At 39.4% G+C, this 3,528-nt stretch carries 5 protein-coding genes; 3 read left to right on the forward strand and 2 right to left on the reverse strand.

The annotated features are described in order from the left end of the window. Together J3353_RS15715 and J3353_RS15720 are read left to right on the forward strand one after the other, a co-directional pair. Positions 1–219: hypothetical protein (locus J3353_RS15715; RefSeq protein WP_207685213.1), on the forward strand; the 219-nt coding region annotated here is incomplete at its 5' end. A 102-nt stretch (positions 220–321) separates the two neighbouring features. Further along, positions 322–501: a hypothetical protein gene (locus J3353_RS15720; protein ID WP_156072356.1), complete on the forward strand. Its 180-nt coding sequence runs from the start codon at positions 322–324 to the stop codon at positions 499–501. A 67-nt stretch (positions 502–568) separates the two neighbouring features. Here the strand turns inward: J3353_RS15720 and J3353_RS15725 are convergent, their stop codons facing one another. Continuing rightward, complete coding sequence (locus J3353_RS15725; protein ID WP_156072359.1) at positions 569–1,408, reverse strand: DUF4435 domain-containing protein; 840 nt, start codon at positions 1,406–1,408, stop codon at positions 569–571. A gap of 10 nt (positions 1,409–1,418) precedes the next feature. Continuing rightward, complete coding sequence (locus J3353_RS15730; protein ID WP_156072362.1) at positions 1,419–2,759, reverse strand: AAA family ATPase; 1,341 nt, start codon at positions 2,757–2,759, stop codon at positions 1,419–1,421. 397 nt (positions 2,760–3,156) lie between these two features. On the opposite strand from J3353_RS15730, the gene J3353_RS15735 reads away from it, so the two are divergent. Next, positions 3,157–3,528: helix-turn-helix domain-containing protein (locus tag J3353_RS15735; RefSeq protein ID WP_242701011.1), on the forward strand; the 372-nt coding region annotated here is incomplete at its 3' end.

Raw genomic sequence — 3,528 nt, forward strand, 5'->3', positions numbered from 1 at the left:
TTCTACGGGGAGGTTTCTCTTTGTCTAGGGCTAAAGCCGTTTTTATTCCACCAGCGGAGCTGGTGGTTTTTCTTCACTAAAGTTCTTAGCAACAAGAAAAATCTCCGCTCCGGCAGCAGGCCGAAAACGGAGATTTTACGGGAGTGTGGCCACACTCCCTATGCTTGCTCTCTTTTAGTTCACCCGGAATGGAAAGAAAGGGGATGTGGGATTTTGTAACGGAATTTGAAGGAGTATGGTAGAAGGCGCAAAGCCTCCGACGGATTGACAGCAGCAATGTGACCAGTAACTTGAAGCTGACAGACCGGACGGAGGGATTCTTTGAGCCGAAGGAAAAAACTGATCAATAACACAACCATTCCACAACATCAGATCGAGGCCATTGCCTGTTGCATCCTGCCAGACATTCTGGCCTTCTATGAGAGTGAGGAAGGGCAGAGAGAATTCAAATTGTGGACAACCAAAGGCAAAGAAATAGCTGAACAAGAAAAGGTAGAGTGAACCGGTAAAAAGGCGGTGTGCTAATAATAAATATCACACCGCCTTTTTACCTAATTTGTAATATGCGCTATACGTTTGATTGTATCCACATAGTAAGTTTATTGTATAATTGAGTTTCAAGAAATTCGTTATTAGAATAGCCCATTAACAAATATCCAAATATAGTATCTGGATTATATTGATTGGCCGGCAATGATGCAAAGCATTTTGTCATAGCAAATCCGAGGATGTCGAATACATCATGTCCGTTGCATAAATCATGAGGACAATATGCTCTCACGAACTCATTTGCTTGACCTTCTAGAATTTCTTCTGCCACAGAAACACTGGTTCCGTTTGATGTTGTCCTTTGAGTAATTTTCCTTATGAGTTTCTTGGCATCAGGAACAAGTGTATTTCTATCAATAAAGTCTTTGCATTCAAACCCATCGAAACGCAAATTATAGCGATTAGATAATGAGACCATCCGTAGTGCGCCTATATAAGAGCCTGCATTTAATATGCGATCTCGAGGACTTTCTCCTACTTTCAGTTTATTCTCATCACCATGGATGTTCAAAAATTTTTCTAACGACACAGAATTGAATAACATCATTTCGATATCGTTACTGTCAGTAAAGAATAGTTGATCATTTTCTGTAATGCCATCCTGTAAAAGGACATGAAAATCTTTGTCTATAATTCCTAAAATATTTTTAAATCCCTCCTTTTGGGCCAATAGAATAGTCTTATGTACTCGTTCCCAGCCGCTAACTGGGCGGAAACGAATGTTAGATTGGCTACCCATTAGTACAGTGAAAAAAATTTTATCTGTTTTCCCTTCAACCAAGATATAGCTTTCGTGACAATCCTGATACATCATTTTTGCTTCCGCAAGTAATGTATATTCATCTATATATTTCTGCATAACATTCACTTTATTCAGACAAGGATACCGTTAAATCCCATTTATCATGAATAATTTGTGGTGAATGAGTTGCCAGAACTGCGGAAAACTTCGTTGCACTGATAATTTGCAATAATTCATCAACATAATCAAGCTGCCATTTTATATGCAAGGATAGTTCAGGTTCGTCAATTAAAATCAAAGTGTTTTCTGATGCATTAAAAATCAGATCATAAAACATAACCAATTCATGCTGTTCACCCGAAGACAAGCTTTGCGGTAAGATGGTAGAATCAGAGTAGGTTGCTACGAACCGAAAGCCATAATCTTTATTAAATACAATCCTTTTATTGTTGAAATTCTTATCAATTAGATTGCGGAAAAGATTGATTGAAGAAGACAAACTGGACAACGCATTTAATTTTTCTTCAGTGTCGATCGCATATAACGAAAGGTTTTGGCGATTGCTTTCGGTAATTGCATCTAGTAAATCATGAATTCCAATATCATCTTGTTCCTCTTCCAAGATTCCAGTATCAACAAATTCCTTACGTTTCGATTCAAGCTCTATCATTTTGCTTTTAATTTCATCAACAGTCAGGGGAGAGCTTTGCTTTATAGCCCGAAGCGGAAAAGTTCTATCCTTAGCCTGTGAAAGTTGAGCATATTGCTGAATCGTGTCCCGGATTTTTTGTGAAAGATCTTTTGCAATAAGATTTACACGGCGTTCTATCTTTATGTTATCTTCCCCATATTGACGCTCAACACGCTTTGCTACCGTTAATCTGTCAGCCGCAATCAACCTAACATCCATAGAAGCAAGAATATCTTGAACGGGTTGTGGAATATCATCTTCAAGATATTCTCTACTATATCGTCTAAATATGATAGTTCCATATTCAGCAATAACTTCCTCCAAATTAAGCTTTGTTTCACGCTTTCTATCATACCATGTAGATTCGTTTATGCGTTCTAGAAATGGGAATGGACGGTATCCTTTCAAAAATCTTTTAACGATATCTTGGTATTCATCAGTGTTTTCAAAAGAATCGAAAACAGTTTCTTTTCCATTCTCAATAATCGAGTATGCAAGATATATTATTCCTGTTGCTTTCTCTTTTTCAGGATCTAAATAGATTTTCTTGCGATCGATTTTAAGAATAGCTCCAGTCGAAAAGAAAAAGCTTACAGATTGAAGGTCAGTGGACTTAATAGTATCCATTTCCTTATTAAATACAGCATTTATGGTTTGCAACATTGTAGTCTTCCCACAGCCATTTAAGCCATGAAGAATTGTAACTGTATCATGGAAATCAATGGAATAGTCAAAATATCCAAACAACTTTGTAAATTCTACTCTTACTAATTTCATCGCAATACTCCTTTCCTTTACTCCCCTTTAAATTATTGTACCCTTTTGGAGAAATAACAGCAATATTTTTTTGTGAATCAGATGTGCTTAGTTATCAAAATAAAATAAACAATCCGAACCCTTCTCCTATCGAGAAAAGGTTCGGATTTTCATGGTTTGGTGCGAGTAGTGATACAGGACTTTTCAAAAACCATCGTAGTACAATTTGTTTTTGAGGTCGTCGGATAGCAATTTGCTTGTATCGCACCCCGATGGGCGGCTGTATTGAAAAAACAGTTGCCTTTTATATACCACACAACCTAAAAATTATCAAGTACACGCAGCGTTCACTTCTCCCATCACCGGGAGCAAATGGACGCTGCTTTTTTTGTTTGCAACGAAAGGAGGCATCCGTGAAATGGCAGTTTTTCGGGTAGAAAAGAACAGCGGCTACACGGTCATGTCAAACCACCATCTGCGGAACCGGGCCTTGTCCCTGAAAGCCAAGGGCTTACTCTCCCAAATGCTCTCCCTGCCGGAAGATTGGGACTACACCCTGCAAGGGCTGGCCCGTATCAACCGGGAAAGCATAGACGCGATACGGCAGGCTATCCGGGAACTGGAACAGGCAGGCTACATCCAGCGTTCCAGAGAACGGGACGAGAAAGGACGGCTGCGCGGTGCAGACTATGTGATCTTCGAGCTGCCGCAGCCTGTTCCTGCATCGGTTTCACCTACATTGGAAAATCCAACGTTGGAGAATCCCACGCAGGAAAACCCTACGTTGGAA

The organism is Faecalibacterium sp. Marseille-Q4137 (genome assembly GCF_017377535.1).
In the GTDB taxonomy this organism is placed as follows: Bacteria; Bacillota; Clostridia; order Oscillospirales; family Ruminococcaceae; genus Faecalibacterium; species Faecalibacterium duncaniae.

Excerpts from the sequence above, each read along its gene's own strand:
- J3353_RS15725 (WP_156072359.1), bottom strand. The coding sequence starts at position 1,408 with ATGCAGAAATATATAGATGAATATACATTACTTGCGGAAGCAAAAATG.
- J3353_RS15730 (WP_156072362.1), bottom strand. The coding sequence starts at position 2,759 with ATGAAATTAGTAAGAGTAGAATTTACAAAGTTGTTTGGATATTTTGAC.